This window comes from Haemophilus sp. SZY H68 (genome assembly GCF_018829685.1).
GTDB classification, from domain to species: domain Bacteria; phylum Pseudomonadota; class Gammaproteobacteria; order Enterobacterales; family Pasteurellaceae; genus Haemophilus; species Haemophilus haemolyticus_K.
Map to the genome: position 1 here is coordinate 428,878 of NZ_JAHKKB010000001.1, position 23,032 is coordinate 451,909.

At 35.6% G+C, this 23,032-nt stretch carries 23 protein-coding genes and 1 riboswitch; of the genes, 15 read left to right on the forward strand and 8 right to left on the reverse strand.

Annotated features, from left to right (window positions below; genetic code table 11):
* Positions 1-37: 37 nt before the first annotated feature.
* A complete protein-coding gene (locus KP712_RS02045; protein ID WP_048952608.1) occupies positions 38-772 on the reverse strand; it encodes a YdcF family protein in 735 nt (244 codons plus the stop codon).
* A 133-nt stretch (positions 773-905) separates the two neighbouring features.
* Between KP712_RS02045 and lsgA the strand changes: the two genes are divergently transcribed.
* Genes lsgA through KP712_RS02080 form a run of 7 tightly spaced genes read left to right on the forward strand, consistent with a single transcriptional unit; the run spans position 906 to position 7,679 of the window.
* A complete protein-coding gene (gene lsgA / locus KP712_RS02050) occupies positions 906-2,111 on the forward strand; it encodes a lipooligosaccharide flippase LsgA (protein WP_111407327.1) in 1,206 nt (401 codons plus the stop codon).
* A complete protein-coding gene (gene lsgB / locus KP712_RS02055; protein WP_111407328.1) occupies positions 2,108-3,022 on the forward strand; it encodes a lipooligosaccharide biosynthesis sialyltransferase LsgB in 915 nt (304 codons plus the stop codon). The genes lsgA and lsgB overlap by 4 nt, the downstream gene beginning before the upstream one ends.
* 1 nt (position 3,023) lies before the next feature.
* A complete protein-coding gene (lsgC, locus tag KP712_RS02060; RefSeq protein WP_111407329.1) occupies positions 3,024-4,085 on the forward strand; it encodes a lipooligosaccharide biosynthesis family 4 glycosyltransferase LsgC in 1,062 nt (353 codons plus the stop codon).
* A gap of 11 nt (positions 4,086-4,096) precedes the next feature.
* Positions 4,097-4,870 carry a lipooligosaccharide biosynthesis galactosyltransferase LsgD gene (gene lsgD / locus KP712_RS02065; protein ID WP_111407330.1) on the forward strand — a complete coding sequence of 258 codons (774 nt, stop codon included), beginning with the start codon at positions 4,097-4,099 and terminating at the stop codon, positions 4,868-4,870.
* Between the two features lie 11 nt (positions 4,871-4,881).
* Positions 4,882-5,763, forward strand: coding sequence for a lipooligosaccharide biosynthesis N-acetyl-glucosamine transferase LsgE (gene lsgE, locus KP712_RS02070; RefSeq protein WP_111407331.1), 882 nt, complete (start codon positions 4,882-4,884; stop codon positions 5,761-5,763).
* Between the two features lie 9 nt (positions 5,764-5,772).
* Entirely contained in the window at positions 5,773-6,576 is an 804-nt protein-coding gene (gene lsgF, locus KP712_RS02075) for a lipooligosaccharide biosynthesis galactosyltransferase LsgF (RefSeq protein WP_165818720.1), read from the forward strand.
* Positions 6,577-6,584: 8 nt separating this feature from the next.
* Positions 6,585-7,679, forward strand: coding sequence for a lytic transglycosylase domain-containing protein (locus KP712_RS02080; RefSeq protein ID WP_111407332.1), 1,095 nt, complete (start codon positions 6,585-6,587; stop codon positions 7,677-7,679).
* 40 nt (positions 7,680-7,719) lie between these two features.
* Here KP712_RS02080 and aroA read toward each other — a convergent pair whose 3' ends face one another.
* The 3 genes from aroA to KP712_RS02095 all read right to left on the reverse strand — a co-directional run bounded on the left by aroA (position 7,720) and on the right by KP712_RS02095 (position 10,329).
* Positions 7,720-9,018 (reverse strand): 3-phosphoshikimate 1-carboxyvinyltransferase, encoded by a 1,299-nt coding sequence (aroA, locus tag KP712_RS02085; RefSeq protein ID WP_111407333.1) that lies wholly within the window; start codon positions 9,016-9,018, stop codon positions 7,720-7,722.
* Complete coding sequence (gene purU / locus KP712_RS02090; RefSeq protein ID WP_111407334.1) at positions 9,018-9,854, reverse strand: formyltetrahydrofolate deformylase; 837 nt, start codon at positions 9,852-9,854, stop codon at positions 9,018-9,020. The genes aroA and purU overlap by 1 nt, the downstream gene beginning before the upstream one ends.
* Positions 9,855-9,924: 70 nt before the next feature.
* Entirely contained in the window at positions 9,925-10,329 is a 405-nt protein-coding gene (locus KP712_RS02095) for an H-NS family nucleoid-associated regulatory protein (protein WP_111407335.1), read from the reverse strand.
* A gap of 224 nt (positions 10,330-10,553) precedes the next feature.
* Positions 10,554-10,730, forward strand: a riboswitch (Lysine riboswitch).
* Positions 10,731-10,787: 57 nt separating this feature from the next.
* On the opposite strand from KP712_RS02095, the gene KP712_RS02100 reads away from it, so the two are divergent.
* The 3 genes from KP712_RS02100 to ilvN all read left to right on the forward strand — a co-directional run bounded on the left by KP712_RS02100 (position 10,788) and on the right by ilvN (position 14,788).
* Positions 10,788-12,308, forward strand: a complete 1,521-nt coding sequence (locus KP712_RS02100) for a Na+/H+ antiporter NhaC family protein (RefSeq protein ID WP_129587483.1) — start codon at positions 10,788-10,790, stop codon at positions 12,306-12,308.
* 267 nt (positions 12,309-12,575) lie between these two features.
* Positions 12,576-14,297: an acetolactate synthase 3 large subunit gene (locus KP712_RS02105; RefSeq protein WP_065264739.1), complete on the forward strand. Its 1,722-nt coding sequence runs from the start codon at positions 12,576-12,578 to the stop codon at positions 14,295-14,297.
* Complete coding sequence (ilvN, locus tag KP712_RS02110) at positions 14,297-14,788, forward strand: acetolactate synthase small subunit (protein ID WP_048952595.1); 492 nt, start codon at positions 14,297-14,299, stop codon at positions 14,786-14,788. The genes KP712_RS02105 and ilvN overlap by 1 nt, the downstream gene beginning before the upstream one ends.
* A gap of 49 nt (positions 14,789-14,837) precedes the next feature.
* Here the strand turns inward: ilvN and cmoB are convergent, their stop codons facing one another.
* A complete protein-coding gene (gene cmoB, locus KP712_RS02115) occupies positions 14,838-15,803 on the reverse strand; it encodes a tRNA 5-methoxyuridine(34)/uridine 5-oxyacetic acid(34) synthase CmoB (protein ID WP_111407336.1) in 966 nt (321 codons plus the stop codon).
* Positions 15,800-17,314: a sodium/proline symporter PutP gene (gene putP / locus KP712_RS02120; protein ID WP_111407337.1), complete on the reverse strand. Its 1,515-nt coding sequence runs from the start codon at positions 17,312-17,314 to the stop codon at positions 15,800-15,802. Before putP ends, cmoB begins: the two co-directional genes overlap by 4 nt.
* 115 nt (positions 17,315-17,429) lie before the next feature.
* Between putP and rng the strand changes: the two genes are divergently transcribed.
* On the forward strand, positions 17,430-18,905 hold the full coding sequence (gene rng / locus KP712_RS02125; protein ID WP_046950290.1) for a ribonuclease G: 1,476 nt from the start codon (positions 17,430-17,432) through the stop codon (positions 18,903-18,905).
* Positions 18,906-18,971: 66 nt separating this feature from the next.
* Here rng and KP712_RS02130 read toward each other — a convergent pair whose 3' ends face one another.
* Positions 18,972-19,307: a hypothetical protein gene (locus tag KP712_RS02130; RefSeq protein WP_111407338.1), complete on the reverse strand. Its 336-nt coding sequence runs from the start codon at positions 19,305-19,307 to the stop codon at positions 18,972-18,974.
* Between the two features lie 110 nt (positions 19,308-19,417).
* Here KP712_RS02130 and KP712_RS02135 point away from each other — a divergent pair, with 110 nt between their 5' ends.
* Positions 19,418-19,963: a sigma-70 family RNA polymerase sigma factor gene (locus KP712_RS02135; RefSeq protein WP_111407339.1), complete on the forward strand. Its 546-nt coding sequence runs from the start codon at positions 19,418-19,420 to the stop codon at positions 19,961-19,963.
* Positions 19,964-19,972: 9 nt separating this feature from the next.
* Positions 19,973-20,146, forward strand: coding sequence for a zf-HC2 domain-containing protein (locus KP712_RS02140; protein ID WP_111407340.1), 174 nt, complete (start codon positions 19,973-19,975; stop codon positions 20,144-20,146).
* Positions 20,147-20,248: 102 nt separating this feature from the next.
* On the opposite strand, the gene KP712_RS02145 is transcribed toward KP712_RS02140, so the two are convergent.
* Positions 20,249-21,112 (reverse strand): DMT family transporter, encoded by an 864-nt coding sequence (locus KP712_RS02145; protein WP_111407341.1) that lies wholly within the window; start codon positions 21,110-21,112, stop codon positions 20,249-20,251.
* Positions 21,113-21,278: 166 nt separating this feature from the next.
* Between KP712_RS02145 and msrAB the strand changes: the two genes are divergently transcribed.
* Complete coding sequence (gene msrAB, locus KP712_RS02150) at positions 21,279-22,337, forward strand: bifunctional peptide-methionine (S)-S-oxide reductase MsrA/peptide-methionine (R)-S-oxide reductase MsrB (protein WP_111407342.1); 1,059 nt, start codon at positions 21,279-21,281, stop codon at positions 22,335-22,337.
* A gap of 11 nt (positions 22,338-22,348) precedes the next feature.
* Positions 22,349-22,990 (forward strand): cytochrome c biogenesis protein CcdA, encoded by a 642-nt coding sequence (locus tag KP712_RS02155; protein WP_005628783.1) that lies wholly within the window; start codon positions 22,349-22,351, stop codon positions 22,988-22,990.
* Positions 22,991-23,032: the final 42 nt, after the last annotated feature.

Below are 23,032 nucleotides of genomic sequence, written 5' to 3' on the forward strand. Positions count from 1 at the left end.
AAGATTGGTCGCATTTTGCGACCTCTTTTATATCAGATTAATGAACTTTCCAATAACCAATCCACTCTTTTAATAAAACCATATTGCTATTTAACGCACCTAAGTCAGGAACAAAAGATTTTGCAGATAGATTTCCTTTACTGCCATAGCTTGCCGCTGCAGCAGGAAGTACATAGAATCCTTGTTTTTCAAAAAGGTATTTGGCTCGTTTCATATGCCATTGATTTGTTACTAAAATAATTTTTTGAATATGATCTTTAATTAAAATATTTTTAGTGAAACTGGCATTTTCTTCTGTATTACGGGCTTTATTTTCGATCCATTGCGTTGGCACATTAAAGAATTGGTTCAGTTCTTTTGCCATTAAGTCGCCTTCAGAAATGCCTATCAAAGAATAGCCCGTGGTTAAAATAGGTAAGCCCGTTTCTTTTTGTAAAAATGCCGCATAACGTAAACGTTCTAGTTGCGCTGCGCCAGAAGCCGTTTCTGCATACAGTTCTTTAGTGGGATAAGATCCACCGCCTAATATGACGATGGCTTGAGCTTGTTTATAGTCATCTAGGGTAAGGGCTGGAGAATCATCATTATCTGTTAGCAATAAACTAGTAAAAGGCGCACTCATGACATAAAGCCAAGTGAAACTGATAAACGCAATAAATTTGGCTAATTTTTTGAAATGAACACGATAAAAAATTGCTGCAATAATCAGTAATACAAAGGTATTGAGAGGTGGCGCGATAAGTGCGGTAAGAAGTTTTCCTAGTTCCAACATAGATAAGATCCTTGATATAGAGCGGTTTCATTATAATGATTAGTCATAGCTTGTCTATGTTGATTTTGTTAAAATAAGCCCCTTATTTTTTGATAAACAAACGCTCGAATTCACAAAAAGTGCGGTTATATTTATGAAAGTTTTTAAAGACAGTGTCATTTACCTTGTTGGGGAATTATCGTCAAAGTTAGTTCCTTTTTTACTTTTGCCTTATTTATCGCGTAAATTGGGCGTAGAAGGGTATGGCTCACTTTCTTATTATCAAACTTTTTTAAGTTTATTTTTAATTGTGGTTTCTTTAACTCAAGAAGGCGCAATTTCCCGTTATTTTTATTTTTACGGAAAACGTTCATTAAATTTAGTGGTGAATACCGGCTATGCTTATACCACGATAATTGGCTGCATTATTTTAATGGGTTGTTGGATTGCTCAGTCTGAAATATTATTTTACGCTGCACTTTCCTCAATTTTTCAATCTTTCTTAAATGTTCAGTTAAGTGTAAGACAATGCCAGAAAAAGGCTTGGTCTTATGCTTTTATTCAATTTTCACTCACTGTTACTGGTGCGGTATTTACCGTCGCATTACTCGAGTATTATCAAAATGATCTTGTTGAAAAAAGAATTTTGGCTATTTTGTTGAGTAATTTAGTCGTTTGGTTTTTTTCTTATTTTCTTTACAGAAAGAGTGCAACATCTAAAAAATATCAATTTAAACATTATCAATCTGCATTATTTTATATTTTAGGATTTGGATTACCGCTTATTTTGCATCATGCGAGCTTTTTCTTAAAAGGGCAGTTAGACCGTATTTTTATTTATCACAAATTCAGTGAAACAGATTTAGGGCTTTATGCCATGGGTGCTCAACTTGCTTTGGTAGTTTCTATTGCGATTCAAGCACTTAATAAAGCGATTATTCCCTATTTTTATGAAGCCTTAAAACAAAAAAAATTAGTAGTTCAACAGCTGCATAAATGGGCGCTATTTTCCTTTTTGCTGATACCTATTCCCGCTTTAGTCATAGGGATTATTCCTGAAGATGTGCTAGTTTGGATTTTAGGTAGCCAATTTGTAGGAACGAAATATTATTTTATTTTATTTTTAATTTCGACCACATTAAGTATTCCTTATTTGATTTTAGTTAATTATCTTTTCTATTATGGAAAAAATAAACTTATTTCCCAATGTTCGGTTTTATCTACAATCATTTATGTAGCAAGCCTTGTAGTTTTAACTTTTACAGAAATTAAATATATCCCTTATGCTGGAATTATTGGTTCGCTTTCCATTATTCCTATTCTTTATTTTATGACATCTAAAGTGAGTAAAACCCTATGAATCTCATTCTTTGTTGCACACCATTGCAAGTATTAATTGCGAGAAAAATCATTGAATTACATCCTAACGAGCAATTCTTTGGCGTCATGTTTGGTGGCGTATGGGATAAAAAAAGAACCTTGTATGCGAGTAAATTAGCAGAAGTTTGTAATGATTCGATCAACATTGATACGGGAAAGGATCTAAAAGGTTTCGATTCTCTCAAGTTAATGCGCCAGCTTAAGAATAAAATTACGCACAAAGGTTTTGATAAGGTTTTTCTCGCCAATCTTAATTCATTATGGCTACAAACTTATCTTAGTCATGTTTCATTTAAAGAGCTTTATACCTTTGATGATGGCTCAGATAATATTTTCCCACACCCCAATTTATTGAGAGAACCTGACACATTTAAATATAAACTGATTAAAGCTTTTATTGGCGATAAATATAATGTGCATAAATTATTTAACAAAATAAAAAAACATTATACGGTTTATCCTAGTTACAGAAATATTGTTCCCAATATTGAACCCATTTCCTTATGGGATAATAAAGTCAATTGTGATATAGATGGCGAAGTTTCATTTTTTATTGGACAACCCTTGTTAAATACAAAAGAGGAAAATATCTCATTAATAAAAAAATTAAAAGATCAGATTCCTTTTGACTATTATTTCCCTCATCCTGCAGAAGATTACCGAGTAGATGGGGTAAATTATGTTGAATCAGAACTCATTTTTGAAGATTACGTATTTAAGAATTTAGCAGATAAAAAAGTGATTATTTACACGTTCTTCAGTTCAGTTGCGTTTAATTTATTAAGTCATCCTAATGTAGAAATTCGTTTTATTAGAACGAGTATTCCAAGATGGCAATTTTGTTATGATTCATTCCCAGAACTTGGATTAACGATTTATAAGGAAATTTAAGATGAAAAAAATTGGTTTCTTTATTATGAATATCGAAAGTGCGGGTGGAACAGAGCGCGTTTCCATTAATGTTGCTAATGCTCTTGCTAAACAGGGATATGATGTTTCTTTTATTAGCATTGGCGGTAATAAGCCTTTTTTCCAAGTCGATGAAAAAATTAATATTTACGCAATGAATAAATTGCCCTATTCATTGAAAAAAGATTATTTTTCTATCACAAAAAAATTAAGAGAATTGGTTAAAGAATTGCAGCTGGATACTTTAATTGTGGTTGATGGTGCGATAATGCTCTTTTCTGCTTTGGCGTTGGTCAATGTAAATGTAAAGCATATTTTATGGGAGCATTATTCTTTTAACTTTACTGGCAATCGTCTAGTTCGCACTCTCGGTAAATATTTAGCTTCAACAAGATGTGATAAAGTCGTCACATTAACCGAGTCAGAAAAAACGCTGTGGCAAGAAAAATTTAAAACGAACAATATAATCAGTATAGCTAACCCAAATACTCTTTTGCCAAAGAATAAATTAGCAAAATGGGAAAATAAAACTATTTTATCTGTAGGGCATTTATTTTCTTATAAAGGTTTTGATTATTTATTAAAAGCCTGGCAAGTTTTAGCAAAAAATCACCCAGATTGGAATTTAAAAATAGTGGGGTCGGGTGAGGAAGAACAGAATTTAAAAAATCTTGCTAAAGCGTTAGGTATTGAAGATTCAGTTAATTTTATTCCTCGTACCAATGATGTCGCTTTTTATTATGAAAGCAGTTCAATTTATTGTTTACCTTCACAAACAGAAGGCTTGCCTTTAGTTGTTATTGAATCGATGGCATTTGGTTTGCCTATTGTTGCCTTTAATTGTTCTCCGGGTGTAAATCAATTAGTGGAGCATAAAGAAAATGGTTTTCTTTGTGAAAAAAATAATATTGAAGAAATGGTTAATAGTTTGGATTTATTAATGAATAATCCTGAACTTTATCAACAGATGTCAGACAAATCTCGTTTAATGAGTGAAGATTATGGCATTGAGAAAATTATTGAAGAATGGAAAGCGATTTTATAAGGAATAATTTTATGTTAAAAAAATATTTGATCTCTTTAGATAAAGATATTCAACGTCGGGAATTATTCTTTTCTCAAAAAAATACTGAGGATTTCCAAGTGTTTTCTGCTATTAATACCATGCAAAAAGATTGGGATGAATTAGCCTCTATTTTTAATATTGAACAATTTAAAGCACATTATGGCCGTAATGTCACTAAGGGTGAAATAGGCTGTACATTAAGCCATCTTTCTGTGTACCAAAAAATTGTTGAAGACAATGACATCGATGAAGATAGCTATGCGTTAGTCTGTGAAGATGACGCTTTATTCCACTCAGATTTTCAGCAAAATTTAACCGCGCTTTTATCAGAAAAACTTGAGTCTGAAATTATATTGGTTGGACAGTCCAAAATTAATGATTTCAATGATTTTGATTTAGAAATTAATTATCCGACAACTTTTTCTTTTCTATGCAAAAAAACAGGCAATGTAAATTACGCTTTCCCTTATAAAAGTTATTTTGCCGGCACGGTGGGTTATCTTATTAAAAAATCTGCTGCAAGAAGATTTATCCAGCAAATTTCTCAAAATAAACCATTTTGGTTGGCGGATGATTTTTTACTCTTTGAACAGGATTTTAATATAAGAAATAAAGTGGTTCGCCCTCTCATGGTAATTGAAAATCCTGTATTGATAAGCAATTTAGAAAGTATTCGTGGATCTTTATCCAATAATTTGTTTAAAAAATTAATGAAATATCCATTGAAAAAAATTTTTGCGATTAAGAAAAATTTGGCTAATTAAAGGAAGGAATTATGTTAAGCATTATTGTGCCTTCTTATAATCGAAAAGCAGAAGTGCCAGCTTTATTAGAAAGTTTAGCTCAACAAACATCGACTCATTTTGAAGTGATTATTGTGGATGATTGCTCAAAAGAAAAAGTCGTCGTTGAGCAACGCTATTCTTTCCCAGTTACAGTGATTCGTAATGAAACGAATCAAGGTGCAGCGGAAAGTCGCAATATTGGTGCACGTGCATCAAAGGGAGATTGGTTGCTTTTTCTCGATGATGATGATCGATTTATGCCGGAAAAATGTGAAAAAGTACTACAAGTGATTGAGCAAAATCCAAATATTAATTTTATTTATCATCCAGCTAAGTGTGAAATGGTCAATGAAGGGTTTACTTATGTGACTCAACCGATTGAACCCCAAGAAATCTCGACAGAACGTATTTTATTAGCCAATAAGATTGGTGGTATGCCAATGGTTGCGATTAAAAAAGAGATGTTTTTAAAAATAGGTGGATTATCCACCGCACTTCGTTCTTTGGAAGACTATGATTTCTTATTAAAACTGCTACAAGAGCCGAGTTTTACCCCTTATAAAATTAATGAGCCACTGACTTATTGTACTTTCCATACTAAACGTTCAAGTGTGTCTACGGATACTACTAATACGCAAAAAGCGATTGACTATATTCGCGAGCATTATGTGAAAACGGTAGAGCAAGCTCATAATTTTGATATTAACGCGAGCTATATTTTGGCTTATCCCCATATCATGAATTTATCGCGTAAAGCAGCAAAATATTATTTTGATCTTTTTAAGAAAACAAAAAGCATTAAGCAATTCATTATTACGTTGGTTATTTTAATTTCGCCAAAATTAGCCATCAATTTAAAACGGTTTATGTAGGAAAATAAAATGAAATTTTCAGTCCTAATGTCCTTATATATTAAGGAAAATCCTCAATTCTTGCGGGAGTGTTTTGAAAGTCTTGTTGCACAAACTCGTCAAGCAGATGAAATTGTATTGGTTTTTGATGGTGCAGTAACACCAGAATTAGAATCTGTTGTGACGGAGTTTGAAACAAAACTGCCATTAACATTAGTTAAATTGCCGCAAAATCTAGGCTTAGGCAAAGCCTTAAATGAAGGTTTATTGCATTGTGCTTATGATTGGGTTTTCCGTATGGATACCGATGATATTTGCGTGCCTAATCGTTTTGAAAAGCAAGTGGCATTTATTGAACAGCATCCTGAAACCATTATTTTTGGCGGACAAATTGCTGAATTTGGTGAAAATGTAAATGATATTGTGGCATATCGTAATGTGCCAACATCGGGTCAAGAAATTATCAAATTCACGCAAAAACGTTGTCCATTTAATCATATGACGGTGGCATATCAAAAAAGTGCGGTCATTAATTGTGGTGGATATGAAGATCTTCAAGAAGATTATTATTTGTGGATCAAACTTGTCGCACAAGGTTTATATGTGGCGAATTTGCCTGATATTTTAGTTTATGCACGAGTAGGAAATGGCATGGTGAGTCGTCGCCGTGGAGTCAATCAAGCCAAAGCAGAATGGCGTTTGTTCAAATTAAAATATCGTTTGGGAATTCAAGGATTGTTATCTGGATTATTTACTTTCGCATTGCGTTTTGGTTCTCGTTTATTGCCAACCTCGTTATTGAAGAACCTTTATCAAATTTTTTTACGTAAATAGGAAATACGATGAAATTAAATATTTTATTTAAAATTTCTGCATTATCCACCGCACTTTTTTTAGTTGGTTGTTCTAGTTCATCTGATATTAAGCCAGTGGTCAATAGCACCAGTTATACTAAGCAAAGAACGCCAGAAAATTTTAATGATTATGTTCAATTTTTAAAAGGTAAAGCTGCTGCTGAAGGTGTGTCATTATCGGTATTAAATGCTCAAAATAATATTCTCTATATGCAAAAGGCAGTGGATTTAGATCGTGAACAAGCCGGTAAAATTCGTAAAAGAGATCCTAATTCCCCTCCAGTGGCTAATCCGAATGGCACGAGCAATTATCTCAATAGAGTGCTAACTCAAAATAAAGTGAATGTCGCGGTTGAGCGTTATTGGGAAGTACAAGCACCATTGCAAAAAGCAAGCCAAAAATATGGTGTTCAGCAGGAGTATTTGCTTGCGTTATGGGGAATGGAAAGTAGTTTCGGGCATTATCAAGGCAAATATGATGTACTTTCTGCAGTAGCAACCTTGGCTTTTGAAGGTCGTAGAGAAAAATTATTTACGAAAGAATTTATCTCAGCCATGAAAATGCTTGAAAAAGATCATATTCAACGTGAACGTATGTTAGGTTCGTGGGCGGGCGCGATGGGACAAACTCAGTTTATGCCAAGCACTTTCTTACGTTATGCAGCTGATGGAAATAATGATAGTGTAAAAGATATTTGGAAAAACCAGTTTGATACTTTCGCTTCTATCGCAAATTATTTGCATACAGTAGGCTGGGATAATAGTTTGCCTTGGGGCGTAGAGGTGATGCTTACGCAACCTATTGATTTGAGTTATTCTGGTACAGAAAGTAATAAAGCTCGCTCTTTAAAAGATTGGCAAGCGATGGGGCTAATTTTAAAAAGCGCCAATCCACAGGAGCAAGCCAAGTTAAGTACACTTGAAAATGCTCAGCTTTGGTTAGTTCGCCCTGATCGTGAAGCGGGCAGAGCGTTTTTAGTTTCAAATAATTTCCGTACTATTTTGGATTGGAATAAATCTAATTATTTTGCGTTGAGCATCGGCATGTTTGCTGAACGGATTAAAGATAATGTAGGATTATAATGCACGAAAAGTGCGGTCATATTTTTAGCCGCACTTCAAGTTAGTTTCTTATACAAATTTTTTCAAATTCATAGAAGAATTTCGGAAATGTTTTGCTTGTACACTTAGGATCAAGTATTGAGACTGATGTATTTGAAAGTGCAATTAACGAAAAGCACATTGCCATGCGGTGATCGTTATAAGTCTCAATATCAGCATGTTTAAACTGATTGAATGCAAGCGGTTGAATACGAATAAAATCTTCGCCTTCTTCGACTTCTGCACCAATTTTACGTAGCTCAGTTGCCATTGCTGTTAATCGATCTGTTTCTTTTACGCGCCAGTTATAAATATTTCTAATGACGGTTTCTCTATTGGCAAAAAGAGCAGTGGTTGCGATCGTCATTGCAGCATCAGGAATGTGGTTCATATCCATATCAATACCGTGTAATTCATCATGTTCGGCTTGAATAAAATTCTCTCCCCAAGTGATTTTTGCCCCCATTTTTTCTAATACATCAGCAAATAAACGATCGCCTTGAATTGAGTTTTTGCCAATTCCCGTTACTTTTACTTTTCCTTTAATGGCTCCAGCTGCGAGAAAGTAAGAGGCTGATGAGGCATCCCCTTCTACTAAATATTTACCCGGTGAAATATAGGACTGATTGCATTTTACGTGGAACTTTTGATAATCATGATTTTCAACATGAACACCAAAATCTTTCATCATTGAAAGGGTGATGTCAATATAAGGTTTAGAGACTAATTCACCTATAATTTCAATTTCTGTATCATTTTCTGCAAGTGGAGCAGACATTAAAAGTGCGGTTAAAAATTGGGATGAAATAGAACCATCAATTTTGAGTTTTCCCCCTTTTATCCCAGTGTTGCGAATTGCGAGCGGAGGATAACCTTCATTTTCTAAGTAGCGAATCTCTGCACCCGCTTGGTGTAATGCATCTACTAAATGTAGAATTGGCCGTTCTTTCATACGAGGTTCACCTGTTAAGATGATTTCCCCCATTTTTTGCCCCTTTAAACAAAGCGCGGCAGTTAGGGGACGCATTGCGGTTCCTGCATTGCCAAGGAAAAGAGAAAGTCCATCTTGAATATTAAATGAACCTCCTAAGCCTTCAATTTCGCAAATTGTTTTATCATCAGAAAGTTGATATTTCATGCCCAAGGAGCTGAATGCATTAAGCATATGGCGAATATCATCGCTATCTAATAAATTGGCTACTTTTGTTGTCCCTTTAGCTAAGGCAGCCAAAAGTAATGCTCGGTTTGATAAACTTTTAGAACCTGGTAAATTAATTGTTCCTTCAACCGCACTTATTGGAGAAAGGGTGATTTTTTCCATTACAGCACCACCGTTTTATTTTTATAAACAAAAATTTTATCGTGTAAAGCAAGATCAAGTGCGCGACTTAATACTGTTTTTTCTACATCACGACCAGCACGCATCATCGCTTCTGCGCTATAAGTATGATCCACATTAATGACATTTTGCATAATGATTGGACCTTGATCCAATTCATTATTAATGAAATGTGCTGTTGCACCGATAATTTTTACACCTCGTTCATAGGCTTGTTGATAAGGTTTGGCGCCAATGAAAGCAGGTAAAAATGAATGGTGGATATTAATCACTCGATTTGGATAACGAGCAACAAATTCGGGATTTAGTACACGCATATATTTAGCGAGAACAATATAATCTGGCATGTATTCATCAATTTTTTCAGCTAATAATTTGTCGTGCTCAATACGAGTTAAGCCTTCATGACTAACTAAATGAAATGGAATATTGAAGCGCTCAACGAGCTCGTGTAAATTATCATGGTTGCCGATTACTGCTGCAATTTCTACATCAAGCGCACCATAATAATTTTTCATTAAAATATCGCCAAGACAGTGAGCTTCCTTTGTGACTAAAATAACAATTCGTTTACGTTTTGCACCAATTAATCGACAATGTGTTCCTTCGGGTAAGCTATATTTTAGATCTTCTAATAAAGTAGCTTCGTTAAAAATACCTTCCAATTCTGTGCGCATAAAGAAATGTTTGGTTTCAAAATCCACAAATTCATTATTATGCAGAATATTTAGTTGATGTTTGTAACAAATGTTAGTTATTTTAGCTATTAGGCCTTTATCATCAGGACAATCGGTGAGTAATATTTTTTTTTCGATCATAATGTTGTGTGCTAGGTTTAGATGAAAAAATAGAACCCATAAAAATGGGTTCTAGTTTCAAATAGAAAAATTAAATTTCGAAATCAGATAATGATTTACCTGAATTTAATGCATTTTGAATTGGGCGAGGTGTTCGGCCTTGACCAGTCCATGTTTTACGCTCTCCATTTTCATCAATAAAGGCATATTTTGCTGGGCGAGGTGCACGTTTAACTCTAGGAGTAACAGATGATACATTAAAAATAGCTTGGAATTCTTCAGCCGTTATACCATCTTGTTCCATTAATTCTTTATATTTTGCAATACGCTCTTTGCGTTCTGCTTCAGACTTAATCAATTCCTCTTCAGCAATACGTTTTTCTTCAATTACAGTTTGTAGTTTTTCAAGCGCACTTTCTGCTTGTTCTAAAGTGAGTTCACGTACAGCAACACGTAAACTACGTAGATTCATTAATCCTTTTGTTAATTCATTCATTATAAACCTCATAGTAAAAATCAATGTTTGTTAATTTAAAATTAGCTCTATTAATAATAGAGAAAGTTAAAAAATTTGTAAATACTGAATTTATATAAATATATTAAAATTAAATTATGTTAATATTTTGTTTTAAAATTAAGGTGTATTTATCTAAATTTATTATAAAAATAATATTATTTTTGTTGGCAATGCAAGATTTTTAAGGTAATCTTGTTAGACACTACAAAAGTAGAGGTGCAATTATTATAAGTATTTTTTCTGAGTGGATAACGATGAAGAAAAAAGAAAGGAATGATTGCCGAAATTAGTTGAAAGTCATTTCAGCTAGTTGGTGGCGTACTTGAAAGGGGCGTCACTGTCATAGTTTTTTTGATTAACTATGGAGCGCTACGGTTGTTCTGGTCTTATTCTGTCCTTTGCTTTCCGTTCTCTCCATTAATTGTAGGTATCTCTTAATGGAACTTATCGATTTTTCATCCTCAGTTTGGTCAATCATCCCAGCTTTACTGGCGATTGTCTTGGCGATTGCAACTCGTCGTGTATTGGTGTCTCTCAGTGCAGGGATTATTGTTGGTGCGTTAATGTTAGGTGGCTGGAATATTGGCCCCTCTTTCAGTTATCTATCAAGCAACGTGATTTCACTTGTTTATGCTGATGGTGCAATTAACTCTAATATGAACATTGTCTTGTTCTTATTATTGCTTGGTGTTTTAACCGCACTTTTAACTGTATCAGGTAGTAATCGTGCGTTTGCTGAATGGGCACAAAGCCGTATTAAAGGTCGTCGTGGTGCTAAATTATTAGCTGCATCATTAGTTTTTGTTACTTTTATTGACGATTATTTCCACAGTCTTGCTGTAGGCGCAATTGCTCGTCCTGTGACAGATCGTTTTAAAGTTTCTCGTGCTAAACTTGCTTATATTTTGGATTCAACGGCAGCACCTATGTGTGTAATGATGCCTGTTTCAAGTTGGGGCGCATACATTATTACTTTAGTAGGCGGTTTATTAGCGACTTATTCCATCACTGAGTACACACCAATTGGCGCATTCGTGGCAATGAGTTCAATGAACTTCTATGCAATTTTCTCAATTATTATGGTGTTCTTTGTAGCATATTTTTCTTTCGATATTGCTTCAATGGCACGCCATGAAAAATTAGCTTTGGAAAATTCTGAAGATGAATTAGAAGAAGAAACGGGTGCAAAAGGTCACGTACGTAATCTCGTATTACCTATCTTAGTTTTAATTTTTTCAACGGTTACAATGATGATTTACACTGGTGCATCAGCATTAGCAGCGGATGGTAAAGAATTTAGCATTTTAGGTGCATTTGAAAATACGGTTGTTGGAACTTCTTTAGTTGTGGGTGGTACTTGCTCAATTCTAGTTTCTACTTTATTAATTATTATTGATCGTCAAGTAAGTGTCCCAGAATATGCACGTTCTTGGATCGTAGGTATTAAATCAATGTCTGGTGCAATTGCGATTTTATTCTTTGCGTGGACAATTAATAAAGTCGTTGGGGATATGCAAACTGGTAAATATTTATCTTCTCTTGTTTCTGGTAATATCCCAATGCAATTCTTACCTGTAATTTTATTTATTCTTGGTTCTGCAATGGCATTCTCAACAGGTACGAGCTGGGGGACATTCGGTATTATGTTACCAATTGCAGCGGCTATGGCTGCAAATGCTGCGCCAGAATTATTACTCCCTTGTTTATCAGCGGTAATGGCGGGAGCGGTATGTGGTGACCACTGTTCGCCAGTATCTGATACAACGATTTTATCTTCAACTGGTGCAAAATGTAACCATATGGATCATGTGACCACTCAGCTTCCTTATGCAGCGACAGTTGCAGCCGCAACGGCTATCGGTTACATCGTGGTAGGTTTCACTTATTCAGGTTTAGCAGGTTTTGTTGCGACAGCGGTTTCATTATTTTTAATCGTATTTGCAGTGAAAAAACGTTAAAAATGTGATCTAGTTCAAAAAACTGAATAAAAAATTAAATTTTGCTTAATTTATAAAATGCGACATATAGTCGCATTTTTTTTATTTAAAATTATTATTTTTTTATAATAATCTGAAATTTAGTTATTATTTAATTTTTTATTCTGTTTAAATGCTGTTTTTAGCTGTTATGTACACTAGACAAAAACTTTTTGCTTAGTATGATGTAAATAATTGATACAAAGCATGAGCACTTTTGAAAAGTGCGGTTCGTTTTAGGAGTAAAAGATGAAGAAGTTATCTGGCGCAGAGATGGTAGTTCAGTCTTTACGCGATGAAGGCGTAGAGTATTTATTTGGTTATCCTGGTGGAGCGGTATTAGATATTTATGATGCAATCCATACACTAGGTGGTATTGAACATATTTTAGTTCGCCATGAACAAGCGGCTGTTCACATGGCGGATGGTTATGCACGTTCAACAGGTAAGGTGGGATGTGTGTTAGTAACATCTGGCCCTGGAGCTACAAATGCAATCACTGGTATTTTAACGGCTTATACAGATTCTGTTCCTATGGTCATTATTTCTGGTCAGGTCATGAGTAATTTAATTGGCCGAGATGCATTCCAAGAATGTGATATGGTAGGGATTTCTCGCCCGGTTGTAAAACATAGTTTTATTGTGAAAAAAGCAGAAGATATTCCGGCGATACTAAAAAAAGCCTTTTATATTGCCTCAACTGGTCGTCCTGGTCCTGTTGTGGTGGATATTCCAAAGGATACAGTAAATCCTAATTTTAAATATCCGTATGAATATCCAAAATCTGTCGAGTTACGCTCTTATAATCCCACAGTAAATGGACATAAAGGCCAAATTAAAAAAGCATTAAAAGCACTTTTAGTGGCGAAAAAACCTGTGCTTTTCGTGGGCGGAGGGGCAATTTCAGCGGAGTGTAGTGAAGAATTAACAATTTTAGCACATCGTTTAAATTTACCTGTAACAGCCTCTCTAATGGGATTAGGCGCGTATCCAAGCACAGATAAACAATTCCTAGGAATGTTAGGGATGCACGGTACTTTCGAAGCCAATACGGCAATGCACGAAAGTGATCTTATTTTAGGGGTTGGTGTTCGTTTTGATGATCGTACAACAAATAACTTAGAAAAATATTGCCCAAATGCTAAAGTGATTCATATTGATATTGATCCAACCTCCATTTCTAAAAATGTTCCAGCGGCGATTCCAATTGTCGGAAATGCGAAAAATGTATTGGAAGAATTTCTGAGTTTATTGAATGAAGAGGGATTAAAATCTCAAACAGATCTTGAAAGTTGGTGGCAAGAAATCAACCAATGGAAAGCAAAAAAATGTTTGGAATTTGACCGCACTTCTGGCGTGATTAAACCGCAACAAGTCATGGAAGCGGTATATCGTCTTACTAAAGGACAGGCATATGTGGCTTCTGATGTAGGGCAACATCAAATGTTTGCAGCGTTACATTATCCATTTGATGAGCCTCGTCATTGGATTAACTCTGGTGGCGCTGGTACCATGGGATTTGGTTTGCCCGCTGCATTAGGCGTGAAATTGGCTCATCCGGAAGCAACGGTGGTTTGCGTTACTGGTGATGGAAGTATTCAAATGAATATTCAAGAGCTTTCTACTGCAACTCAGTATGGCATCCCTGTTGTTATTATTTGTTTGAACAATCATTTCTTAGGAATGGTAAAACAATGGCAAGATTTGATTTATTCTGGCCGCCACTCGCAAACCTATATGAATTCCTTGCCTGATTTTGTGAAATTGGCTGAATCTTACGGTCATGTTGGTATAAAAATTGCGACGCCAGATGAACTTGAAAGTAAATTGCAAGAAGCATTCAGTATTAAAAATAAATTAGTATTTGTAGATATTAATGTAGATGAATCTGAGCATGTGTATCCAATGCAAATTCGTGGTGGCGCAATGAATGAAATGATTTTAAGTAAACCTCAAGAGGAGACAAACTAATGCGTAGAATTTTATCTGTTTTACTCGAAAATGAGTCTGGTGCTTTATCTCGTGTTGTTGGTTTATTCTCCCAACGTGCATTTAATATTGAAAGTTTGACAGTTGCACCAACGGACGATCCTACATTGTCTCGTATGACGATAGAAGCTGTGGGAGATGAGCAGGTTTTAGAGCAAATCGAAAAGCAACTTCATAAATTAGTTGATGTATTTAAAGTGATTAATTTGAGTGAGCAAGAGCATGTAGAGCGTGAAATAGTTTTGGTTAAAGTAAGAGCGGTCGGTTCATCTCGTGATGAGATCAAACGTTTAGCGGATATTTTCCGTGGACAGATTGTAGATGTGACGCCAAAATCTTATACCGTTCAACTTAGCGGTACGAAAGATAAAATTGATGCTTTTATTAATGCATTAAAAGAGGAAGCAACATTGCTTGAAATAGTTCGTTCAGGATTAATTAGTTTATCTCGTGGTGAAAAGAATATCTTATAGTAGTAGGTAAAAATAAGGGGGATAATATCCCCCTTTTTTGATTGAAAGCTTATTTGTTCGCTAAAATGAGCGCTCTTTTCGGTGCTTGATAACCTTCAATGGTTTTACTGTGATCATTTGGATCTAAAAAATCAATCAAGCTTTCATTTTCTAGCCAATCAGTTTTACGTTGTTCTTCTAATGTAGTTGTCGCTACATCAACATAACGCACGTTAGTAAACCCAACTTTTTCTAGCCAGTTAATTAATGCGGTGACAGAGGGGATAAAATAAACATTTTTCATTTTCGCATAGCGATCTGCGGGTACAAGTATAGTATTTACATCGCCATCCACCACTAACGTTTCTAATACTAATTCACCACCTTTTACCAATTGATTTTTTAACTGGCTTAAATGATCTAATGGGGATTTACGATGATAGAGTACGCCCATTGAAAATACAGTGTCAAATGCCGCTAATGGTTGCATTTGCTCAATACCAAGCGGGATAAGATTTGCTCGACGATCATTATTAAGCAGCTTGCGTACTGCTTCAAATTGGCAAAGGAAAAGCTCTGTAGGATCAATCCCGACGACCATTTTTGCTCCTTCGCCTACCATTCTCCACATATGATAACCGCTGCCACAACCCACATCTAAAATAGTGCGACCTTGCAGTGGAGCTAAATGAGGAAGAACACGATCCCATTTAAAATCTGAACGCCATTCACAATCTACATGAATGCCGAAAAGATGATAAGGCCCTTTTCGCCATGGCATTAATTGTTTTAAATGATGGATAATTCGTTGTTTTTCACCTTCTGAAAGGGGAGACGTGCGGTCAGATTTCACCGCACTTTTGAGATCGATTTCATCAGCATGTAAATCAGGTAGGAAATCAACAATTTTGCTCCATTTCGCATAATCGCCATGAGTTTGAGTTTCCCATTCTTTTAATTGGAGTGGTAAGGTCTCTAACCAGTCTGATAAATTTGTGGTCGCAATTTGTTGATAAAAAGGGCGAAAGTCGATCATTTTGCTTCCTTATAGGCCTTCTCTGCTTTGTCAAAGGTATCTAGAACATTTTGTTCTGGTTTGCTAGACAGCAATGAGACAACAATAATTGCAAGGCTACCGAAAGCAAAACCAGGGATCATTTCATATACTTTAAACCAATCGGTATCAGCTGGAACAACTTCTTTCCATGCAAATACTGTCACTGCGCCTACAAGCATACCCGCCATCGCACCTGATGATGTCATTCGTTTCCAGAAAAGAGAGAAAAGTACAACAGGGCCAAATGCACTACCAAAACCAGCCCAAGCGAATTCGACAAGTTTTAATACTTTGCTGTTTTCATCTTGTGCGATCCAGATCGCAAGTGCGGCAATAACTAACACCATTATTCTTCCAAGCCATACGAGCTCTTTTTCAGATGAGTTAGGGTGAATAAAACCTTTGTAGAAATCTTCTGTAATTGAGCTAGATGAAATTAACAATTGCGCGCTTAATGTACTCATTACTGCAGCTAAAATAGCTGAAAGTAATATACCCGCGATCCAAGGATTAAACAAAAGTTTAGCAAGTTCAATAAACACTTGCTCTGGTTCGTTATTGACTGTGCCTGCAATGTTTGGATTAGCAAAGAAATAAGGAATCGCGAAGAAGCCAATACCAATTGCTCCACCTAAGCAAAGCACCATCCATGTCATACTAATGCGACGGGCTTTGATAAGTGATTTGACAGAATAAGCCGCCATAAAACGCGCTAAAATATGTGGTTGCCCAAAATATCCCAATCCCCAAGCGGCAAGGCTTAATAGACCAAGTGGCGTAGTGGCAGTAAATAAATCTGTAAAATCTTTATTGGCAGCTGCTTCAGCTTGCGCTAATACCGAGGAAAATTGAGCGGTATCGCCAATGCTTAATAACACAAAAATAGGCGTTAAAAGCAGCGCAAAAATCATAAGGGTTGCTTGAATGGTATCTGTCCAACTTACTGCTAAAAAACCACCAATAAAAGTGTAAAGAATAGTGGCTAATGCTCCATACCAAAGTGCGGTGGAATATTCGAGCGAAAATAAATTTTGGAATAATTTTGCACCTGCAACTACACCCGACGCACAATAAATAGTAAAAAACACTAAAATAATGGTGGCAGAAACAAGTTTTAATAATTTGTGTGATGAACCAAAACGATTGTGAAAATATTCTGGAAGAGTGAGGGCATTATTATTTAATTCAGTATAAACACGTAAACGACCAGCCACCAGAAGCCAGTTAAAATAAGCGCCAAGCGTTAAGCCGATAGCAATCCAGCCTTCAACTAAGCCTGATAAATATACCGCACCAGGCAAGCCCATTAAAAGCCAACCAGACATATCTGAAGCACCAGCAGACATTGCCGTGACAAAGCTGCCTAAACGACGTCCACCGAGAATGTAATCTGATAAATTATTCGTGTAATAATAGGCTAGTACGCCAATCAGCAACATCCCGAAAATATAAATAGTAAAAGTAACAAGAGTTGGGTCGAATCCAAACATTTAATAAGTCCAAAATGGGTTGAAAATTTCATAAAGGGTGCATTTTACCTTATTTCGGGCTATTATTCTATTTAGACTAAATATTTGATGAAATTTAAGAAATTAGGAATATAAAATGGATGCTGTAGAGTTATTGATGAACGTAACGCCTAACGAAACACGCATTGCGCTAGTAGAAACAGGAATGTTGCGCGAAGTGCATATTGAACGCCAAGCCAAACGAGGAATTGTCGGAAATATTTATAAAGGTCGTGTAACTCGAGTGCTACCGGGAATGCAGTCTGCTTTTGTTGATATTGGTTTGGAAAAAGCGGCTTTTTTACATGCTGCTGATATTGTATCCCACACGGAATGTGTAGATGAAAATGAACAAAAGCAATTTAAAGTTAAGAGCATTTCAGAATTAGTACGCGAAGGACAGGATATTGTTGTACAAGTGGTAAAAGATCCGCTAGGTACAAAAGGTGCACGTTTAACAACAGATATCACATTGCCATCGCGTCATCTTGTTTTTATGCCGGAAAATAGCCACGTAGGCGTCTCACAACGTATTGAAAGCGAAGAAGAACGCGCCCGTTTAAAAGCCTTGGTTGAACCATTTTGTGATGAACTCGGTGGTTTTATTATTCGTACCGCCACAGAAGGGGCAAGCGAAGAAGAATTACGTCAAGACGCTGAATTTTTAAAACGCTTATGGCGTAAAGTCTTAGAGCGTAAATCTAAGTATCCAACCAAATCAAAAATTTACGGCGAGCCAGCGCTTCCACAACGTATTTTGCGTGATTTTATCGGCACAAACTTAGAAAAAATTCGTATCGACTCTAAACTTTGCTTTGGCGAAGTGAAAGAATTTACCGATGAATTTATGCCTGAATTAAGCGATAAACTTGTTCTTTATTCTGGCAATCAACCTATATTTGATGTGTATGGGGTTGAAAATGCGATCCAAACAGCCTTAGATAAACGTGTTAATCTCAAATCAGGTGGCTATTTAATTATTGAGCAAACAGAGGCCATGACCACCATTGATATTAATACCGGTGCATTTGTGGGGCATCGTAATCTAGAAGAAACCATCTTCAATACCAATATTGAAGCAACTAAAGCTATTGCTCAGCAACTCCAACTACGTAATCTTGGTGGCATAATCATTATTGATTTTATTGATATGCAAACAGATGAACACCGCAATCGAGTATTAGAATCTTTATGTGATGCGCTTTCTAAAGATCGTGTGAAAACCAATGTGAATGGCTTTACGCAATTAGGTCTTGTGGAAATGACTCGTAAAAGAACCCGAGAAAGCCTTGAGCATGTGCTATGTGATGAATGTCCAACTTGCCATGGCCGCGGTCGGGTGAAAACGGTCGAGACAGTTTGCTACGAAATTATGCGTGAAATTATTCGGGTGTATCATTTATTCAGTAGTGAACAATTTGTTGTTTATGCCTCGCCAGCGGTTTCCGAATATCTTATTAATGAAGAATCTCACGGTTTGCTACCAGAAGTGGAAATGTTTATTGGCAAACGAGTGAAGGTGAAAACAGAACAGTTTTATAACCAAGAACAGTTTGATGTTGTGGTGATGTAAACTCCGATTTAACAAAGTGCGGTGAAAAATTTTGAGATTTTTTACCGCACTTTTACAGACAATTTTTTACATTTTTTCTTTTGTCATTTTCATTTTTTTATTTGATTTCATTTTTTTATTTGATTTCATCTTTTTATTTGATTTCATCTTTTTATCAGATTTCATTTTCATATCAGATTTCATGCCCATTTCATCAGACTTCATCATATTGTCAGATTTCATCATGTGGTCAGAGTGCATTTTCATATCATCTGATTCCATCATTTTTTTCATTGGGGTATTCATCATCGGTTCTGATTTCATTGGCATGGTATCAGATTTCATTTCTTCTGCATAAACGGTTGTCGCACCAAATAACATAGTCATACCTAAGATTGTGCTTTTTAATGTAATATTTTTCATTTTAAATTTCCTTGTTTGAGTGGTAAAAATAGTAGTGAAAGAAATTGTTTCTTTCATCTTATTAGACGAAACACTTTTTCATTTCTTACAAAAATTTTAAAGGAATTAAAATGAATGCTATTTCTGATACGGAACTACAACAAATTCGTACGCAGATGTTGAAATTTGCAATGTTACAGTTGCATCATGCTGACCTTGCTGAGGATTTAGTACAAGAAGCATTTTTAAGTGCATTTAACAATCTCGCGAATTTCAAGCATCAATCCGCTTTTAAAACTTGGGTTTTTGCCATTCTAAAAAATAAAATTATTGATTATCTTCGCCAGAAAGGACGCTTTGTATTAGAAAGTGAGATTGAAGATGAACAGTCAACTAATACATTTTTTGATGATACTGGGCATTGGAAAATAGAATATTATCCGAGCGAATTACAGGGCGAAGAGGAAACGGTGTATTCTGATGAGTTTTGGTTGATTTTCGAAACTTGCCTGACTTGTTTACCCGCTAAACATGCCAAAATTTTTATGATGAGAGAGTTTTTAGAATTGTCATCGGATGAAATTTGTCAAGAGGCTCAGCTTACCACATCCAACTTGCATACCACACTTTATCGGGCCCGTTTGCAGTTGCAAAATTGTTTATCAAAAAAACTTTAGGAGAAAATTATGCGTTGTATTCAAGCCACTCGAATAATTTCTGATTCTCATGAGCGACCATTAGAATTGCAAGAAAAAATGAGTTTAAAAATGCATTTGTTAACTTGCCCTCATTGCCGTCGTTTTCAACGAAATTGCAAAACCTTAAGTATGATGATGAAGAAATTTAAAGATTCACATTAGGAATTTTTGACGGAGTGAAAAACACCGTTATTTTTTACCGCACTTTATTGAGCCAGCTATAACCTAATTGTACAGAATTTCATATTCTTATAAATAAAGTGTTTATTTCTTCATTTTTGCCAATAAACTTACCGCTCCCACAATTACAACTGCGCCGAACCAAAAATAGAGGTTAGGCGTATGATGCCAAAAGAGCCAGTCGAAAACGCTAGAGAAAATGACACCAGTGAAAGCAAAAGGGGTAATAACGTTGGCTGGCGCATATCTGAAAGCGCGAGTGAGCAATAATTGGAAAATCAATCCAAATCCGCCCACCAATAGCAATAAACCAAGCTCGTATAAATTAGGGATTTTCCATTGATGAATAAAGAAGATCGGTAACATGAATGTACCAATCAGATGAAAATAAAATACGATATTTTTCGGTGTGTTGTATTTGTTTAATTCTTGTAAGCCAATAAATGCCATTCCTGCCAATATGGCACCAGATAATCCAATCAGCACATAAATAGGATCAACCTCGCCATTGTGATTGGTGAGTAAAATAATGGAAACGCCAAGAAAACCGATTAAGCTACACAAAAGTACATTAAGCGGTGTTTTTTGATGGAAAAAGAGCAATAAAATCGGGATAAATAGGGCAGAGGTATTCATCAATAAGACCGCGATGGAGAGAGGTAAGAACTTCACGACATAAAAGTTAATCAACATGCTCAATACACCCGCGGCATTCCGCAGGATTAAAAATTTCCATTGACGGGTATCTACTTTAAAATCGCGATCTTTAATCACAAAAGGCAGTAAGAAAAGAAAGCCGATTAAAAAGCGTGAAAATAAGGTTTCACTTGCAGGGATTGTTTGAGATGCAGTTTTGACAAATACATTCATCAAGGTAATGGAAAAGTACGCTGATACCATAAAACTAATCGCTTTGTGATAAAGCGAAGGAGTGGAATGTGATTGCATATAGATTTTTTTGCCTTAGAAAATAGCGTGTTTTAACCCTTTATTATTGATTATAACAATGAATTTTAGTCAATTTCTTTAAAAATTTTACAAAAATCTGTAAGAAATCGGATTGTCCGCCGTCTAACCTTATGTAACGTTAATTTTTACATCATAAGGAAAAACAATGAAACTATCAAAAACATTTCTATTTATTACCGCACTTTGTTGTGCAACACCAACTTTAGCAATACAAAATTCAACATCATCTGGAGAACAAAAAATGGCAATGGAAAATATGCAAAACATTCGTGAAATTTATCTTGCTGGTGGCTGTTTTTGGGGTATGGAAGCATATATGGAGCGTATTCACGGTGTGAAAGATGCGATTTCTGGCTATGCTAATGGTAATACGGAGAAAACTAGTTATCAGATGATTGGCGTAACCGATCATGCAGAAACGGTAAAAGTCACTTACGATGCAAATAAAATTTCACTCGATAAATTATTACAATATTATTTTAAAGTGATTGATCCAACCAGCGTAAATAAACAAGGCAACGATCGTGGCAGACAATATCGCACAGGGATTTATTATCAAGATGGGGCAGATAAAGCGGTGATCGAACAAGCGCTCGCTCAGCTTCAAACCAAATATAAAAAAACAGTGCAAATTGAGGTGCAACCGCTTAAAAATTACATCGTAGCGGAAGAATATCATCAGAATTATTTGAAGAAAAATCCAAATGGTTATTGCCATATTGATATTACCAAAGCAGATGAACCTGTGATTGACGAGAAAGATTATCCGAAACCGAGTGATGCAGAACTCAAAGCGAAATTAACACCATTGCAATATTCCGTTACTCAAAATAAACATACTGAACGCTCTTTTAGTAATGAATATTGGGATAATTTCCAACCGGGTATTTATGTTGATGTCACCACAGGTGAGCCTGTTTTTTCTTCAAATGATAAATTTGAATCGGGTTGTGGGTGGCCGAGTTTTACGAAACCAATAGCGAAAGAGGTGGTGCATTATCAAACCGACAACAGCTTCAATATGCAACGTACCGAGGTGTTAAGTCGTGCGGGCAATGCTCATTTAGGTCACGTATTTGATGACGGCCCGAAAGATAAAGGCGGTTTGCGCTATTGCATTAACAGCGCATCAATTAAATTTATTCCGTTAGCTGAAATGGAAAAAGCAGGATACGGATATTTGATTCAATCAATTAAAAAATAAGGAGATGCAGGATGTTAGATCAACAACTCCTTATTGGAACTGTATTTTTAGCTGGGCTTGCTTCTTTTCTTTCGCCTTGTATTTTCCCGATTATTCCAATTTATTTTGGTATTTTGAGTAAAGGCGGTAAAAAAGTCCTAAATACTTTTTTATTTATTTTAGGGCTTTCCCTTACATTTGTCAGTTTAGGCTTTAGTTTTGGTTTTTTAGGGAATATTTTATTTAGTAACACTACCCGCATTATCGCTGGCGTTATCGTGATTATTTTGGGTATTCATCAACTTGGCATTTTCAAAATTGGTTTGTTGGAACGCACGAAATTAGTGGAAATCAAAACATCAGGAAAATCGACCGCACTTGAGGCATTTGTGCTTGGTTTAACGTTTAGTCTTGGTTGGACACCTTGTATTGGCCCGATTTTGGCTTCCGTGTTAGCTTTATCAGGCGATGAAGGCTCTGCACTTTACGGTGCATCAATGATGTTTGTTTATGTACTTGGTTTAGCAACGCCTTTTGTGCTGTTTTCGTTTTTCTCTGATAGCTTGCTAAAACGTGCCAAAGGGTTAAATAAACACTTAGACAAATTTAAAATCGGTGGCGGAATTTTAATTATCGTGATGGGCATTTTATTGATTACGAATAATTTTTCGTAAGACATAACCTCAACAAAAGAAATCTATAAAAGGAAAAAAACA

Bases quoted from the DNA above. Each gene is read 5' to 3' on its own strand.
- lsgE (WP_111407331.1), top strand. From the start codon at position 4,882: ATGTTAAGCATTATTGTGCCTTCTTATAATCGAAAAGCAGAAGTGCCA.
- ilvN (WP_048952595.1), top strand. From the start codon at position 14,297: ATGCGTAGAATTTTATCTGTTTTACTCGAAAATGAGTCTGGTGCTTTA.
- KP712_RS02095 (WP_111407335.1), bottom strand. From the start codon at position 10,329: ATGAATGAATTAACAAAAGGATTAATGAATCTACGTAGTTTACGTGTT.
- purU (WP_111407334.1), bottom strand. From the start codon at position 9,854: ATGATCGAAAAAAAAATATTACTCACCGATTGTCCTGATGATAAAGGC.
- lsgB (WP_111407328.1), top strand. From the start codon at position 2,108: ATGAATCTCATTCTTTGTTGCACACCATTGCAAGTATTAATTGCGAGA.
- KP712_RS02130 (WP_111407338.1), bottom strand. From the start codon at position 19,307: ATGAAAAATATTACATTAAAAAGCACAATCTTAGGTATGACTATGTTA.
- lsgD (WP_111407330.1), top strand. From the start codon at position 4,097: ATGTTAAAAAAATATTTGATCTCTTTAGATAAAGATATTCAACGTCGG.
- lsgC (WP_111407329.1), top strand. From the start codon at position 3,024: ATGAAAAAAATTGGTTTCTTTATTATGAATATCGAAAGTGCGGGTGGA.
- lsgA (WP_111407327.1), top strand. From the start codon at position 906: ATGAAAGTTTTTAAAGACAGTGTCATTTACCTTGTTGGGGAATTATCG.
- KP712_RS02045 (WP_048952608.1), bottom strand. From the start codon at position 772: ATGTTGGAACTAGGAAAACTTCTTACCGCACTTATCGCGCCACCTCTC.
- KP712_RS02100 (WP_129587483.1), top strand. From the start codon at position 10,788: ATGGAACTTATCGATTTTTCATCCTCAGTTTGGTCAATCATCCCAGCT.
- KP712_RS02155 (WP_005628783.1), top strand. From the start codon at position 22,349: ATGTTAGATCAACAACTCCTTATTGGAACTGTATTTTTAGCTGGGCTT.
- KP712_RS02140 (WP_111407340.1), top strand. From the start codon at position 19,973: ATGCGTTGTATTCAAGCCACTCGAATAATTTCTGATTCTCATGAGCGA.
- rng (WP_046950290.1), top strand. From the start codon at position 17,430: ATGGATGCTGTAGAGTTATTGATGAACGTAACGCCTAACGAAACACGC.
- KP712_RS02080 (WP_111407332.1), top strand. From the start codon at position 6,585: ATGAAATTAAATATTTTATTTAAAATTTCTGCATTATCCACCGCACTT.
- lsgF (WP_165818720.1), top strand. From the start codon at position 5,773: ATGAAATTTTCAGTCCTAATGTCCTTATATATTAAGGAAAATCCTCAA.
- putP (WP_111407337.1), bottom strand. From the start codon at position 17,314: ATGTTTGGATTCGACCCAACTCTTGTTACTTTTACTATTTATATTTTC.
- KP712_RS02145 (WP_111407341.1), bottom strand. From the start codon at position 21,112: ATGCAATCACATTCCACTCCTTCGCTTTATCACAAAGCGATTAGTTTT.
- KP712_RS02135 (WP_111407339.1), top strand. From the start codon at position 19,418: ATGAATGCTATTTCTGATACGGAACTACAACAAATTCGTACGCAGATG.
- KP712_RS02105 (WP_065264739.1), top strand. From the start codon at position 12,576: ATGAAGAAGTTATCTGGCGCAGAGATGGTAGTTCAGTCTTTACGCGAT.
- aroA (WP_111407333.1), bottom strand. From the start codon at position 9,018: ATGGAAAAAATCACCCTTTCTCCAATAAGTGCGGTTGAAGGAACAATT.
- msrAB (WP_111407342.1), top strand. From the start codon at position 21,279: ATGAAACTATCAAAAACATTTCTATTTATTACCGCACTTTGTTGTGCA.
- cmoB (WP_111407336.1), bottom strand. From the start codon at position 15,803: ATGATCGACTTTCGCCCTTTTTATCAACAAATTGCGACCACAAATTTA.